The organism is Hydrogenophaga sp. NH-16 (assembly GCF_004006415.1).
Lineage (GTDB): Bacteria > Pseudomonadota > Gammaproteobacteria > Burkholderiales > Burkholderiaceae_C > Hydrogenophaga > Hydrogenophaga pseudoflava.
Genome location: NZ_CP029344.1, coordinates 524,516 through 537,565, shown reverse-complemented (window position 1 = coordinate 537,565; position 13,050 = coordinate 524,516). Strand labels below are relative to the sequence as shown.

At 69.2% G+C, this 13,050-nt stretch carries 14 protein-coding genes; 12 read left to right on the top strand and 2 right to left on the bottom strand.

Annotated features, from left to right (window positions below):
* Genes DD542_RS02610 through DD542_RS02600 form a run of 3 tightly spaced genes read left to right on the top strand, consistent with a single transcriptional unit; the run spans position 1 to position 2,187 of the window.
* The gene (locus DD542_RS02610; protein ID WP_127803580.1) at positions 1-1,104 is read left to right on the top strand and encodes an amino acid ABC transporter permease; all 1,104 of its coding nucleotides are present in this window, start codon (positions 1-3) and stop codon (positions 1,102-1,104) included.
* A gap of 30 nt (positions 1,105-1,134) precedes the next feature.
* Positions 1,135-1,890, top strand: coding sequence for an amino acid ABC transporter ATP-binding protein (locus DD542_RS02605; protein ID WP_127803578.1), 756 nt, complete (start codon positions 1,135-1,137; stop codon positions 1,888-1,890).
* 12 nt (positions 1,891-1,902) lie between these two features.
* The gene (locus DD542_RS02600; RefSeq protein ID WP_066150517.1) at positions 1,903-2,187 is read left to right on the top strand and encodes a hypothetical protein; all 285 of its coding nucleotides are present in this window, start codon (positions 1,903-1,905) and stop codon (positions 2,185-2,187) included.
* A gap of 17 nt (positions 2,188-2,204) precedes the next feature.
* Here DD542_RS02600 and DD542_RS02595 read toward each other — a convergent pair whose 3' ends face one another.
* Entirely contained in the window at positions 2,205-2,672 is a 468-nt protein-coding gene (locus tag DD542_RS02595; protein ID WP_127803576.1) for a Cd(II)/Pb(II)-responsive transcriptional regulator, read from the bottom strand.
* Positions 2,673-2,742: 70 nt separating this feature from the next.
* On the opposite strand from DD542_RS02595, the gene DD542_RS02590 reads away from it, so the two are divergent.
* The 9 genes from DD542_RS02590 to DD542_RS02550 all read left to right on the top strand — a co-directional run bounded on the left by DD542_RS02590 (position 2,743) and on the right by DD542_RS02550 (position 10,953).
* Positions 2,743-3,378, top strand: a complete 636-nt coding sequence (locus DD542_RS02590) for a cation transporter (RefSeq protein WP_079365022.1) — start codon at positions 2,743-2,745, stop codon at positions 3,376-3,378.
* Between the two features lie 61 nt (positions 3,379-3,439).
* Positions 3,440-3,757 carry a hypothetical protein gene (locus DD542_RS02585; RefSeq protein WP_127803574.1) on the top strand — a complete coding sequence of 106 codons (318 nt, stop codon included), beginning with the start codon at positions 3,440-3,442 and terminating at the stop codon, positions 3,755-3,757.
* Positions 3,758-3,827: 70 nt separating this feature from the next.
* The gene (locus DD542_RS24160) at positions 3,828-5,099 is read left to right on the top strand and encodes a TolC family protein (protein ID WP_127803572.1); all 1,272 of its coding nucleotides are present in this window, start codon (positions 3,828-3,830) and stop codon (positions 5,097-5,099) included.
* Between the two features lies 1 nt (position 5,100).
* The gene (locus DD542_RS02575; RefSeq protein ID WP_127803570.1) at positions 5,101-6,489 is read left to right on the top strand and encodes a copper oxidase; all 1,389 of its coding nucleotides are present in this window, start codon (positions 5,101-5,103) and stop codon (positions 6,487-6,489) included.
* Positions 6,490-6,503: 14 nt separating this feature from the next.
* Positions 6,504-7,022 (top strand): cupredoxin family protein, encoded by a 519-nt coding sequence (locus DD542_RS02570; RefSeq protein WP_127803568.1) that lies wholly within the window; start codon positions 6,504-6,506, stop codon positions 7,020-7,022.
* A 23-nt stretch (positions 7,023-7,045) separates the two neighbouring features.
* Positions 7,046-7,528, top strand: a complete 483-nt coding sequence (locus DD542_RS02565; RefSeq protein ID WP_127803566.1) for a DUF411 domain-containing protein — start codon at positions 7,046-7,048, stop codon at positions 7,526-7,528.
* Between the two features lie 15 nt (positions 7,529-7,543).
* The gene (locus DD542_RS02560; RefSeq protein WP_127803564.1) at positions 7,544-7,840 is read left to right on the top strand and encodes a copper-binding protein; all 297 of its coding nucleotides are present in this window, start codon (positions 7,544-7,546) and stop codon (positions 7,838-7,840) included.
* A 161-nt stretch (positions 7,841-8,001) separates the two neighbouring features.
* Entirely contained in the window at positions 8,002-9,570 is a 1,569-nt protein-coding gene (locus tag DD542_RS02555) for a PAS domain-containing methyl-accepting chemotaxis protein (protein WP_127803562.1), read from the top strand.
* 48 nt (positions 9,571-9,618) lie between these two features.
* The gene (locus tag DD542_RS02550; protein ID WP_079365014.1) at positions 9,619-10,953 is read left to right on the top strand and encodes a TAXI family TRAP transporter solute-binding subunit; all 1,335 of its coding nucleotides are present in this window, start codon (positions 9,619-9,621) and stop codon (positions 10,951-10,953) included.
* A 22-nt stretch (positions 10,954-10,975) separates the two neighbouring features.
* Here DD542_RS02550 and DD542_RS02545 read toward each other — a convergent pair whose 3' ends face one another.
* The gene (locus tag DD542_RS02545) at positions 10,976-13,045 is read right to left on the bottom strand and encodes a DUF1631 family protein (RefSeq protein ID WP_127803560.1); all 2,070 of its coding nucleotides are present in this window, start codon (positions 13,043-13,045) and stop codon (positions 10,976-10,978) included.
* Positions 13,046-13,050: the final 5 nt, after the last annotated feature.

Genomic DNA, 13,050 nt, shown 5'->3' with positions numbered 1-13,050 from the left:
ATGCAGAGAACCTACCAACCGATCGAAGCCCGCCCGATGCCGGGCCAGCAGACCGGCGCCATTGCCTGGCTCAAGGCCAACCTGTTCTCCAGCGTGGGCAACAGCCTGATGACCGTGGCGCTGGTGGCAGTGGCATTCTGGGCGCTGTCCCACGCGCTGGACTGGAGCGTGTTCAACGCCGTGTTCGGTGCCAACCTCGAAGCCTGCAACAACCTGCGTGGCATCGGCGCCTGCTGGGGTGTGGTGGCCGAAAAGGGCCGCCTCATCGTGATGGGCCGCTACCCCGACACCGAACACTGGCGCCCGGTGATCGCCACCGCGCTGATGCTGGGCGTGGTGATCCTCAGCTGCATGCCGCGCTTCTGGAACAAGGCGCTGCCGCTGGTCTGGGTGGTGATGCTGGCCGTCTACTTCACGCTCATGAAGGGCGGCGTGCTCGGCCTGACCGAGGTGCCCACGGACCAGTGGGGCGGTCTGCCGCTGACCGTGATGCTCACCGTGGTGTCGATGACGATGGCCTTCCCGCTCTCGATCTTCGTGGCGCTGGGGCGGCGCTCCAACATGCCGGCCATCAAGACCCTGTGCACGCTCTATGTGGAGCTGATCCGCGGCGTACCGCTGATCACGGTGCTGTTCATGGCCTCGTTCATGCTGCCGCTGTTCATGCCGCATGGCGTGAGCATCGACGTGCTGATCCGGGTGGTGGTGGGCATCACGCTGTTCTCGGCGGCCTACATGGCCGAGGTGGTGCGCGGCGGCCTGCAGGCCCTGCCCAAGGGGCAGACCGAAGCGGCGGCCACGCTGGGCCTGACCTACTGGCAGACCCAGCTCAAGATCGTGCTGCCGCAGGCGCTGACCACCGTCGTGCCCTCGCTCATGAACACCTTCATCGGCATGTTCAAGGACACCTCGCTGGTGACCATCGTTTCGCTGTACGAGCTGACCGGCGCACTGGCGCTGGCGCTCAACGCCGACGCCGACTGGCGCCCGTTCAAGCTCGAAGCCTATTTCTTCATCACGCTGATCTATTTCGTGTTCTGTTTCGCCATGTCGCGCTACAGCCTGTGGGTGGAAAAACGCACAGCTGTCAGCAAAGTCCGCTGAACGCCCGCTACATTGCTACGAAAGCCTCTCATGACCCAACAAGAAGCTCCCATCATCCAGTTCGAAGGCGTCAACAAGTGGTACGCCAGCAATGGCTACCACGTGCTGCGCGACGTGAACCTCAGTTTCGCCAAGGGCGAGAAGGTCGTGATCTGCGGCCCGTCCGGTTCGGGCAAGTCCACACTGATCCGCTGCGTCAACGCCCTGGAGGAGTACCAGCAGGGCAAGCTCACGGTGGACGGCACCGTGGTCGGCGACGACGTCAAGGGCATCGACAAGGTGCGCCGCGAGGTCGGCATGGTGTTCCAGCAGTTCAACCTGTTTCCGCACCTGACCGTGCTGGAGAACCTGATCCTCTCGCCCACATGGGTGGCCAAGATGCCGCGCAACGTGGCCATCGAGAAGGCCATGGTGCAACTGGAGCGGGTGCGCATCGCCGAACACGCCAACAAGTACCCGCTGCAGCTCTCCGGCGGCCAGCAGCAGCGCGTGGCCATCGCGCGCGCGCTGTGCCTGACGCCCAAGATCATGCTGTTCGACGAGCCCACCTCGGCGCTCGACCCGGAGATGATCAAGGAAGTGCTGGACGTGATGATCGGCCTGGCCGACCAGGGCATGACCATGCTGTGCGTGACGCACGAGATGGGCTTTGCCAAGGCCGTGGCCGACCGCGTGATCTTCATGGACCAGGGCCAGGTGGTGGAGCAGAACACCCCCGAGGAGTTCTTCAACCACCCGCAGACCGACCGCAGCAAGGACTTCCTGTCCAAGATCCTGGGGCACTGAAGGAGAACTGCCATGGGCACCGATCCCTCCGCTCGGCTGGCGGCGCTCACGCAGTCGCTGGACGCACTGCGCCGCGGTGAACTGTCCTTGCAGGACTTTTCGGCCGCGGCCCGCGGCGACGCGGTGCTGCTGGCCGCGCTGCCGCCGCGCTACGCCGAGGTGCTGAACAACCTGCTGGACCGTCTGGAGAGCAGCGCGCTGTTCAGCGAGGAGAGCTGCTCCTTCAGCCAGAACGACCTGACCGGCGCGGTGCAGCACTGGATCGACAAGGCCAGCGCCACTCTGGCCGGCCGCTGAGGCCGCGGCCCGCGCGCTCAGACGTGGCGCCGCGGGCCGGCGGTGGCCACTTCCGCCAGGGGCGCATCGGCCCGCTCGTGCAGGGCCTCGATGATGTGGCAGTGGTCGTCGGAGCCGTCGCAGCGGTCGCGCAGGCCGCGCAGGTCTTTCTCCAGCGCGCGCAGCTCGGCCAGCCGCTCGCGCACATGCGCCAGGTGCGCGTCCAGCACCTCGCGCGCACGCACGCAGTCGGCCTTGCGGCCCAGGTCCAGCGACAGCAGCGACCGCACCTCCTCCAGCGACATGTCCATCGCGCGGCACAGCCGGATGAAGCGCAGGCGGTGCACGTCGTCCTCGCTGTAGAGGCGGTAGTCGTTGTCGGCGCGGGCCTGCGGCGCCAGCAGCCCTTCGCGTTCGTAGTAGCGGATGTTGGCCGCACCCACGCCGCTGCGGCGCGAGGCTTCGCCGATCTTCCACCGGGGTTCGTTTGAAGCGTGCGACATCATGGGCTTGACCTTGAAGTGACTTGAAGGTTTCCAATCGTGGCACGAACTCACCTCCAGCGAAAGGTTTCCTGTGTCCTGCGAATGTCACGATCACTGCACCATCGAATCCCAAGGCCGGGACAGCGTCACCAACCCGGCCTGGCGCCGCGCGCTCTGGATCGCCCTGGTGCTCAACCTCGCAATGTTCGTGGTCGAGCTGGCCGCCGGCCTGCAGGCCGACTCGGTGTCGCTGCTGGCCGACGCGGTGGACTTCGCCGGCGACGCGGCCAACTACGGACTGTCGCTGGCCGTGCTGGGCATGGCGGTGGTCTGGCGCAGCCGCGCGGCCCTGGTCAAAGGCCTGTCCATGACCGCCTACGGCCTGTTCGTGATCGGCAAGGCGGCCTGGGTGCTGCACAGCGGCACCGTGCCCGAGCCGCTCACCATGGGCGTGGTGGGGGCCATCGCGCTGGTGGTGAACACGGGCGTGGCGGTGCTGCTCTACACCTTCCGCACCGGCGACGCCAACATGCGCAGCGTCTGGCTCTGCTCGCGAAACGACGCGCTGTCCAACCTGGCGGTGATGCTGGCGGCGCTGGGCGTGTTCGGCACCGGATCGGCCTGGCCCGACCTGGTTGTCGCCGGGGTGATGGCGGCGCTGGCGCTCAGCGCCGGGGTCACGGTGGTCCGGGAAGCCCGGCGCGAGCTGGCCGCCGTGCCCGCCTGAACTTTCCGCACCGGGACGTATCATTTCCCCCATGCGCCGCTGGTTCGTCCTCCTCCTCATCGTGCTCCTGCCCTGGCGGGCCTGGGCGGGCGACGCCATGGTGCTTTCGATGGCGGCGTCCCCGGAGCAGGCTCAGGTCGCCGCAGTTGCCGATGCCGCCACCGCGCCCCACTGTGCCGACCACGCGGTGGCCGATCCCGCCAGCCCTGGCGAAACGGCCCTGCACGCCGCCTGCGACATCTGCAACGGCCCTCTGCTGGTGACCACGCCATGGGCGGCCGCCGGGCCGGCACAGCTGCCCCCCTCGCGCCTGACCGCCGGCGCCGTGCGCTTCGCCAGCGCCCTGCCCCACCCGGGGCACAAGCCGCCCATTTCCTGACCTCACCCACCCGTGGTGCGTCCGCTCGCTGGCCGGGCGGTGCACCGGTTCGTGACCTCAGGAGATTTCCATGAATGCAATGAAGCGGGCCTGGCCCGCCGTTGTTGCGCTCGCCGTGCCGTGGTGGCCGGCGTGGGCGCAGACACAGACACCGACCCCGCCGGACAACCCGGCCCTGAGCGAGGCCCGGCAACAGTGGCGCGAGGCCAACGAGCGCGTGGGCGAGTTCCCGCGCGGGCACATCGACCTGCTGAAGTGGGAGCAGCGCCATCTGCCGCCGGTGGCCAAGGCGGCCCGAACCGGACCGGCGCTGACCGCCGACGAGGCGGTGCGCCGCGCCCTGCGGCTGCGGCCCGAGCTGTTCGGTGCCGCGCCCGCCAACCCGGTGCAGGCCCGCGAACGCCACCTGGCCCTGCTGGCCCACATCACCCGGGTGCGCCAGGCCTGGCAGGACGCGGTGCTGGCCGCGCAAGCGCTGGCGCTGCAGCAGGCGCGCAGCGAGGTGGCCGACAGCGGCGCCGAGCTGGGCCGGCGCATGGTGCAGGCGGGCAACTGGAGCCAGGCCCGGCTGCTGCGCGAACAGGTGACGCAGGCGCGCGAGGGCCTGGCCCTGGTGCAGGCCCGGCAGGCCGAACGCGGTGCGCGCGAGCGCCTGGCGCGCGAGCTGGGGCTGACCAGTGCCAGCGAGGTCGCGGCGCTGGCGCAGCAGTTGCCCGCCGAACTGCCAGAACCGCCCACGACCCTGGACACACCGGACATCGACACCATCGCCTCGAGTGTCGTCGCGGCCGACGCGACGCTGGCCCAGCAGCGGCTCGACACCGGACGACAGGTCGGCGCCCTGCCGGGCGGCCTGCTGGAGCAACTGGCCCGCGCCCGCGAAGGTGCCGCGGCCAGCCTGCCGTCCGACGGCCTGCCCGCCAGCGCCCCGGTGATCACCGACACCCGCCTCACGCGCGAGCACGCGTTGGGCGAAGCCGCCGAGGCCCAGGCCGCCCTGGTCCGCGCCGAGACGGAACGCCGCTCGCAGGCGCGCGAGGCCTGGGGCCGGCTGCAGGACCAGCACGCCCTGGCCCGGCAGACGGGAACGCTGATGCTGCCGCTGGTGACTGCGCAGGAGCAGGAAACCCTGCTGCGCTACAACGGCATGCTGCAAAGCACCTGGGAGCTGCTCGACGCCACGCGCGAGCGGCTCGCCGCCGCCACCGCCGCCGCCCAGGCACGCCACGCCTACTGGACCGCCTGGCTCGACTGGCAGCTGCTGCTGGCCGGCGGCCCCTACCGCGCCACCGCCACCGATGCCCCGTCGGCCTCCGCCGGCACTGCTTCCGAGGACCACTGAGATGCAACGACGCCACTTCTTCACCGGCGCCGCCACCGCGCTCGCCGCCGCCGGCGTGGGCCGCGCCGCGCTCGCCGCCATTCCCGAGGCTGTGCAGCAGACCTCGGCCGACACCGCTCCGCCCTGGACGCCGCCCGGCGTCACCGGCGCGGGCCGCCCCTACAGCCCCGTGCTCACGCTCAACGGCTGGACCCTGCCCTGGCGCATGAACAACGGCGTCAAGGAGTTCCACCTGGTGGCCGAACCCGTGGTGCGCGAGATGGCGCCCGGCTTCCTGGTCAACATGTGGGGCTACAACGGCCAGAGCCCGGGCCCGACCATCGAGGTGGTCGAGGGCGACCGCGTGCGCATCTACGTGACCAACCGCCTGCCCGAGCACACCACCATCCACTGGCACGGGCAGCGCCTGCCCAATGGCATGGACGGCGTCGGCGGCCTGAACCAGCCGCAGATCCCGCCGGGCAAGACCTTCGTCTACGAGTTCGAAGCGCGCCGGCCCGGTACCTTCATGTACCACCCGCACGCCGACGAGATGGTGCAGATGGCCATGGGCATGATGGGCTTCTGGGTCACGCACCCGAAAGGCAAACACCCGCTCATCAACGAGGTGCAGCGCGACGTCTGCTTCCTGCTCAATGCCTTCGACATCGAGCCCGGCAGCCGCACGCCGCAGGTCAACACCATGCTGGAGCAGAACATCTGGGCCTGGAACAGCCGCGTCTTCCCGGGCATCAGCCCGCTGGTGGCGCGCTTGGGCGACCGGGTGCGGGTGCGCATCGGCAACCTGACCATGACCAACCACCCGATCCACATCCACGGCATCGAGTTCGATGTGACCGGCACCGACGGCGGCCCGGTGCCCAAGACTGCGCGCTGGCCCGAGGTGACCACCGACATCGCCGTGGGCCAGATGCGGCAGATCGAGTTCATCGCCGACGAGCCCGGCGACTGGGCCATGCACTGCCACAAGAGCCACCACACCATGGGCGCCATGGGCCACAGCGTGCCGACCATGATCGGCGCCGACCACCGCGGCCTGGTGCAGAAGATCCAGCGCCACACGCCGGATTACATGCTCATGGGCGAGCGCGGCATGGCCGACATGGGCGAGATGCAGATGGAGCTGCCCGAGAACACCTTCCCCATGATGACCGGCACCGGCCCCTACGGTCCGATCGAGATGGGCGGCATGTTCACCACCCTCAAGGTGCGCGCCGACCAGAAGCCCGGCGACCACACCGACCCGGGCTGGTACACCATGCCGCCTGGTACGCAGGCGCGCGAGGTGCCGACGCCGGGCGCTGCTTCCCGCGCGCCTGGCAACACCACCGACCCGAACACCCCGACCGACGCGTCCGCCCGCAAACCGGCGGGCCACCACAACCACTGAACCGCAACGACACCATGACCGCTCTTCCTCTCCACCGGCGCCAGCTGCTGCGCACGCTGGCCCTGCTGGCCACTCCGGTCCTGCTGCCCGCCACCGTGCGCGCCCACGGCGACAGCCATGCCGGCGGCCCGCGCGAGGTCGTGCGCGAACAGAAGCCCTGGGGCATCGCCGCCGCGCCGGCCGAGGCCACGCGCACCATCGAGATCCGCATGGACGACAAGATGCGCTTCACGCCCGCGCACCTGGACCTGCGCGAAGGCGAGACGGTGCGCCTGCGCATCGCCAACCGCGGCAAACTGCTGCACGAGCTGGTGATCGGCACGCGCGAAGAACTGCAGGCCCACGCCGAGCTGATGAAGAAGCACCCTGGCATGGAGCACGACGAGCCCTACATGGCCCACGTGAACGCCGGCAAGCGCGGCGAGATCACCTGGACCTTCAACCGCCCGGGCGACTTCGAATTCGCCTGCCTCATCGCCGGCCACTTCGAGGCCGGCATGCGCGGCACCATCCGCGTCAATCCAAAATCCTGATCCTTTCCTGAATGGAGCACACCATGCAACGACGTTCCCTCCTCCTCGGTGCCACCGCCCTGCTGGGCGCCACCACCCTCGCGGCCCGTGCCGCGGCACCCGCCACCAAGACCGACGCCCTGCCCGTGATGCAGGTCTGGAAAGACCCAAACTGCGGCTGCTGCAAGGACTGGATCGCCTACCTGCAGCGCGACGGCTTCCAGGTGCAGGTCTTCGAGACCGGCAACAACGCCATGCGCCAGCGCCTGGGCATGCCGCAGAAGTACGCCTCCTGCCATACCGCACTGATCGGCGGCTATGTGATCGAGGGGCATGTGAACGCCCCGGAGATCCGCCGCCTGCTGGCTGAGAAGCCCCAGGCCCTGGGCCTGTCCGTGCCGGGCATGCCCATTGGCAGCCCCGGCATGGACGGCCCGGAGTACGGCGGCCGCAAGGACCCCTACGACGTGGTCCTGGTCCAGCGCGACGGCAGCAGCCGCGTCTACAAGTCCTATTTCCGCACCTGAACCCCGGAGCCACCCATGACCCACTTCCTGCGCACGCTCATCGCCTCCACCAGCCTGATCACCACACTGGCGGTGGCGGCCGACCCCCTGCCCCTGGTCGACGCCGAAGTCCGCAAGGTCGACACCGCGGCCGGCAAGATCACGCTCAAGCACGGCGACATCCCGAACCTGGACATGCCGGCCATGACCATGGTGTTCCAGGTCAGGAACCCGGCCACCCTGCCCCCGCTCAAGGTGGGTGACCAGGTGCGCTTCCGGGCGGAGAAGGTCAACGGCGCCTACGTGGCTTCGGACATCGAACCCAGGCGCTGAGCCCCTCGAACAGCGGGCATTTGCTGGCGCTGCTCGGCCCTTTGCGCATCGGGGAAATTCCTAAACTTGATCCGCCCAAAGGTCTCAATTTGAGACAGGCGGCCTCAAGTCGGATGAGCCTTTGACGAAAGTCATTCAGCGAACTCCAAAGGATTTCTCTTATGCGCACCAATCTGCCCGTCACCCAGCAGGAGTTCGTCATCCCGGATGGCGTCACCCTGGTCTCCACCACCGACCTGACCAGCCACATCACCTACTGCAACCCGAACTTCGTCTCGGTCAGCGGATACAGCCGGGAAGAGCTGATCGGCCAGCCGCACAACCTGGTGCGGCACCCCGACATGCCGTCCGAGGCCTTCCGCGACATGTGGGCCACCCTGCAGAGCGGCTCGCCATGGAGCGCGCTGGTCAAGAACCGACGCAAGAACGGCGACCATTACTGGGTGATGGCCAACGCCACGCCCATGCTGGAAAACGGCCAGGTCACCGGCTACATGTCGGTGCGCACCAAGCCCACGCGGGAGCAGGTCGAGGCGGCAGAGTCGCTGTACGCCCGCATGCGCGCCGAAGCCGAATCGGGGCAACGCACCCTGGCGCTGCGCCGGGGCCACCTGGTCCGCACCGGATGGCGCGGCAAGCTGCGCGATTGGACACGACCCACCTTGGGACGCAAGCTCTCGCTGCTGACCCTGGGCCTGGCGTTCGGCGTCCAGTTCCTGGAAAGCGCCACCGAAGGCATGCCAGAGTGGGTGCATCTCGCCGCGTTCGCCGTGACCGCCGTGGTCTCGCTGGTGGCCGCCGCGTTCATCAAGCGCATGCTGGTGGCCCCGGTCGAACAGGTGCTGGCGTTTGCCAACCGGATGGCGGCGGGCGACCTGTCGGCCCGGCTGGAATCGGACAGGTCCGACGAAATCGGCGAGCTGATCCGGGCGCTCAACCAGCTCAATGTGAACCTGATGGCCGTGGTCACCGACGTGCGCCACGAGGTCGAGGGTGTGCAGGTGGCCTCGGGCGAAATCGCCGGTGGCAACCAGGACCTGTCCTCGCGCACCGAGGCGCAGGCCAGCAGCCTGGAAGAGACGGCCGCGTCGATGGAAGAACTCACCAGCACGGTCGAGAACAGCGCCAACTCGGCCCGGGAGGCCGCGTCGCTGGCCGGCAGGGCCTCCAACGTGGCCCGCCAGGGCAACGAGGCCATGGGGGCGGTGGTCCAGACCATGGGCGACATCAGCCGCTCCTCCAGCCGCATCGGCGAGATCATCCAGGTCATCGAAGGCATCTCCTTCCAGACCAACATCCTGGCCCTGAACGCCGCCGTGGAAGCGGCCCGGGCAGGTGAGCAGGGGCGCGGCTTTGCCGTCGTGGCCGGCGAGGTGCGCAGCCTGGCCCAGCGCACCTCCGAAGCCGCCAAGGAAATCAAGCATCTGATCGACGACTCCACCAACCAGGTGCGGCGGGGCAGCGAACTCGTCAACAACGCCGGCAGCACCATGGGCCATGTGGTTGATGCGGTCCAGCAGGTCAACACCCTGATCGGCGAGATCACCAGCGCCGCGCAGGAGCAGACCATGGGCCTGGCGCAGATCAACCAGGCCATCGGCCAGCTCGACTCGGTCACGCAGCAGAACGCGGCCATGGTCGAGGAGCTGGCCGCCGCGGCGTCCTCGCTCAAGGGTCAGGCCACCGTGATGCAGGAGTCGGTCAAGGTGTTCCGCCTGAACGGCGCGTAGCCACGGCGCGGTCACGGGGGCACAGGACTCCCGTGCTAAGGTAGCGCGATGCCCCACAACATCCGCTACACCCTGCTGTCGCTGCGCGATCTGCTGGCGTCGATCGGGCCCTTCGTGCTGCTGACGCTGCTGCTGCTGGCACTGACCTACTGGTGGCTCGACCCGAACCCGCCCAAGCGCGTGGTGCTGGCCACCGGCCCGGCTCAAAGCGCCTACGACGAGTTCGGCAAGCGCTACGCCCAGGCCCTGGCGCGCTACGGCATCACCGTCGAACTGTTGCCCTCCCAGGGCTCCTCGGCCAACCTCGAACTGCTGCGCACCGGCCAGGCCGACCTGGGCTTCGTGCAGGGCGGCAGTGCCGACATCGGCTACGACGACGAAGAAGCCATCACCTCGCTGGGCAGCCTGTTCGTGGAACCGCTGTGGCTGTTCTACCGCGAGGACTCGGCGCAGCGGCTCAGGCAGAGCCCGACCATCCAGTCGCTGGGCGATCTGGTCGGCTGGCGCGTCAACGTCGGCACACCCGGCAGCGGCGTGCCGCGCCTGTTCTCGACCCTGCTGGACGTCAACCGCATCGACCGCCAGCAGCTGCAGCTCAGCGAGCTGGAGCAGACCCCCGCCACGGTGGCCTTCCTGGACGGCCAGATCGACGCCATCGTGTTCGCCTCCGCCCCCGAGTCGCTGATGGTGCAGATGCTGCTGCAGTCGCCCGGCGTGCGCCTGCTCAACTTCTCGCAGAGCGAGGCCTACTCGCGCCGCTTCGGCTACCTCACGCCGGTGGTCATGCCCCAGGGCGTGGTGGACCTGTCGAAGAACATCCCCGAAACCGACATGCACCTGGTCGCCTCGACCACCAGCCTGCTGGCCGGCGCCAAGACCCACCCGGCCATCCTGCAGCTGTTCGCGCAGACGGCCACCGGCCTTCACAGCGGTGGCAGCTGGTTCAACCGGGCGCGCGAATACCCGAGCCTGGAGCACAGCGAGGTGCCCATCTCGCCCGAAGCGGTGCGCGCGATCAAGAACGGCCCGCCCTTCCTGCAGCGCTACCTGCCGTTCTGGCTGGCCAACCTGGTCGAGCGCATGTGGCTGGCCATGGGCCTGATCCTGGCGCTGGCGCTGCCGCTCTCGCGCGTGGTGCCGCCGCTCTACACCTTCCGCATCCGCTCGCGCGTGTTCCGCTGGTACGCCGAGTTGCGCAGCATCGAGCAGCGGTTCACCGAACCGGGTGGTGCGCCGGTGCCGGTGGACGAGCTGGTCGAGCAGCTGGACCGGCTGGAGGCCCGGGTGGAGCAGGTGGTGGTGCCGCTGTCGTACACCGACGAGCTCTACGCCCTGCGCAGCAACATCGGGCTGGTGCGCAAGAAGCTGCTGCGCCAGGGCTGAAGGCCCCGGCGGACGGACCCTCTCAGGCCAGCCGGCCCGAGTTGACCCAGGCCAGGCGGGCCACTGCCGCGAGGGCTTCGTCCACCACACCGTGTTCGGCCACCACCCGCAGCTGGCCGCTGGCCTCCAGGCGGTCCATGCCCTGCCGGGTGAGCGACACCGACTGCCCTTCGGCGGTGGCGAACAGGAACAGCGTGCGGTGCGGACTCGCCCAGCGCAGCTGGCAGCGCTGCACCCGGTCGGGGTACTGCAGCTCGATCCAGGCACCCACCTCCAGCGAGTCCCCGCTGCTCAGGGGCTGCCGGCAGGTCAACAGCTCGGTGTCCACGAACTCCGGAACGATCAGCTGGGTATCGATGAAACCCGACTCCCGCGCCTCGTGGCCCTGCAACCAGGGTTCCACCGCGGCCACCGGCTCCTCCGGGCGGCGCAGGCTGGTTTTCAGCATCTCGCCGCTGCGGTGCGACTTGTAGGCTGCCTCGTGCAGCCCCATCAGGGCCTGGAAGAAGGACTCGGCCTGCGGACGGGGAAAGTCGATGGCGTCCAGCCCTTCCCGCAGCGTGCGCAGCACCACCGGCACCACGCGCACCAGGCGCGGCCGGTTCTGGCTCGCCTGCGCGAGCTGGCAGGACCAGAGCAGGTCGGTGAGGATGTCCATGTAGCGATCCGATGGCACATCGCGCACCTCCAGCAGGTCGTGTTGTGTCGCCAGCTCCCCCAGGATGTCGGCCGACAGGCGGGCATGGGCCACCGCCTGTGCCCAGGGTCCGCACAGAAAGCGCTTGACCAGGGCAGGTGCGCGGGCGAAATCGTCACGCGCCCGGATCTCCCGCGCCACGCGCTCGGCCAGCAGGTGCCGCTGCTCGACGCGCACCAGGGTCTGCATGGCCGGCCCCTGGTCGGTCAGCCCCAGGGACTCCATGCGCTGCATGCAGGCCACCACGCGCTCGGGCAGGTCGGCCGACAAGGTCTGCAGCGACTGCACCGTGTGCAGCACCTGCCCGGCGAACTCGCCGAACCCGGTGTCCTGCTCGTGGACGTAGGCCAGGCTGCGCGCGGTGATCGCGTCCAGCAGACGGCGGGCCGGGTTGTCGCGGTCGGCGAAGAAGCGCGGATCGGTCTTGGCCAGGTGCAGCAGCGCAGGCTTGAGCTGCATCACCAGGTCCCGCACGGGCGTCAGCAGCCGCCGGTCTTCAGCGATCGTGCGCAGCATCAGCGTTACCACCTCGGCCGCCAGCGTCCGCACCAGGGCATTGCCCGAACCCGATGCGCCATGGTCGGACACCTCAGCGCCGCCGTGGGCCAGGTTGCCCACCAGCAGCCGGTGCAGGTGGTCCAGCGTCAGCACCAGCGGGGCGTCCGCAGCGCGTGCTTCGGATGCGGGTTCTTCAACCTGATCATCGGCAGGCGCGCGCGCAGGGCGCACCGGCAGCACCGTGGGCACCACCACATAGCCGGCCGGCTGCACGCCGTCCGCTTCCAGATGTCTCACCAGCGCGCCATAGAACCAGCCGAGTTCCTGCCCCAGTGACACAGCGCCCGCGTGCAGCCAGTGCAGCCGGGCCGTCTCGTCGATGCGCAGTTTGGCCAGCGCCGCCATCAGGGTGTCGATGACGACATCGGGGCGCAGGGGGTTGGCCTCGGCACGCACGGTGCGCAGGCCGCGCGCGGCGCTGAGCAGCGCGTCCAGTGTGAGCAGTTCGTCGTCCACCGCCATCCTGACCACCTGCTGCAGCCGGGCCAGCTCCACCGAGGCCTGCACCTGGCCGTGATCCATCAGTGTCAGGTCGTCCATGCTCAGCGCGGCCCTCGGCTTGCGTGGGGCGGCCGTTGGCGAGCCGCGGTCGCGCGCCACGTCGGCGTGAACCGCACTGGCAAACGCCGTCACCAGGCGGGCTTCGAGCCGGTCCCGGCATGCCATCAGCACCGAGCGCGCATGGCCGAAGCCGCGCTTCTCGTGTGTGGCACCAGTCGCCTCACGGTGCACCAGAGCAGCCTGCAGCAGGTCCAGCCAGCGCGGAATCCAGTCGGCGGACAGGACCAGCGCGGCCTTCAGGCAACTGTCAAAGGGGGTGTAGGTGCGGGCGTTCATGGGGT

Coding starts and splice junctions, on each gene's coding strand:
- DD542_RS02610 (WP_127803580.1), top strand. CDS start 1: ATGCAGAGAACCTACCAACCGATCGAAGCCCGCCCGATGCCGGGCCAG.
- DD542_RS02605 (WP_127803578.1), top strand. CDS start 1,135: ATGACCCAACAAGAAGCTCCCATCATCCAGTTCGAAGGCGTCAACAAG.
- DD542_RS02600 (WP_066150517.1), top strand. CDS start 1,903: ATGGGCACCGATCCCTCCGCTCGGCTGGCGGCGCTCACGCAGTCGCTG.
- DD542_RS02595 (WP_127803576.1), bottom strand. CDS start 2,672: ATGATGTCGCACGCTTCAAACGAACCCCGGTGGAAGATCGGCGAAGCC.
- DD542_RS24160 (WP_127803572.1), top strand. CDS start 3,828: ATGAATGCAATGAAGCGGGCCTGGCCCGCCGTTGTTGCGCTCGCCGTG.
- DD542_RS02575 (WP_127803570.1), top strand. CDS start 5,101: ATGCAACGACGCCACTTCTTCACCGGCGCCGCCACCGCGCTCGCCGCC.
- DD542_RS02570 (WP_127803568.1), top strand. CDS start 6,504: ATGACCGCTCTTCCTCTCCACCGGCGCCAGCTGCTGCGCACGCTGGCC.
- DD542_RS02565 (WP_127803566.1), top strand. CDS start 7,046: ATGCAACGACGTTCCCTCCTCCTCGGTGCCACCGCCCTGCTGGGCGCC.
- DD542_RS02560 (WP_127803564.1), top strand. CDS start 7,544: ATGACCCACTTCCTGCGCACGCTCATCGCCTCCACCAGCCTGATCACC.
- DD542_RS02555 (WP_127803562.1), top strand. CDS start 8,002: ATGCGCACCAATCTGCCCGTCACCCAGCAGGAGTTCGTCATCCCGGAT.
- DD542_RS02550 (WP_079365014.1), top strand. CDS start 9,619: ATGCCCCACAACATCCGCTACACCCTGCTGTCGCTGCGCGATCTGCTG.
- DD542_RS02545 (WP_127803560.1), bottom strand. CDS start 13,045: ATGAACGCCCGCACCTACACCCCCTTTGACAGTTGCCTGAAGGCCGCG.